We start from the raw sequence: 405 nt of genomic DNA on the forward strand, positions 1-405 counted from the left end.
GGCTTGCTCGCGATTGCGGTGGGTCAGTTGAAAAATACTTATCTGACACACCGTAATCGCGAGCAAGCCCGCTCCCACAGTTTGACCGAGTTCGGCTTGTGATTTTGATCGTTATTATGGTGTCGGCAACGCCACGGCGCGAATCAGGAACGGCAGGCGCATTGGGTATTCCCAATAGCCCTCAGTGCGTTGGCCGAAGCCTCGATGTTGGGTTTGCGCGCAGGTATGGTACTTGCTCGTCTGCCGCCACCAGATCGCGGTGCGCCAAGCGTTGCACCTCTTGCGCCGGTAAATGCGTGAGGCACGCCTTGCGCGCAGCAAACGGGCTCGGGGTTTTGTGGGAGCGGGCTTGCTCGCGATTGCGGTGGGTCAGTTGAAAAATACTTATTTGACACACCGTAATCG

Annotated in this window: 1 pseudogene; it reads right to left on the reverse strand. The window is 57.0% G+C overall.

Annotated features, from left to right (window positions below):
• Positions 1-123 precede the first annotated feature (123 nt).
• A pseudogene (locus ACOZK9_RS27360) lies at positions 124-319 on the reverse strand (IclR family transcriptional regulator); the annotation flags it as partial.
• Positions 320-405: the final 86 nt, after the last annotated feature.

The organism is Pseudomonas kitaguniensis, assembly GCF_049199985.1.
Taxonomy (GTDB): domain Bacteria; phylum Pseudomonadota; class Gammaproteobacteria; order Pseudomonadales; family Pseudomonadaceae; genus Aquipseudomonas; species Aquipseudomonas kitaguniensis.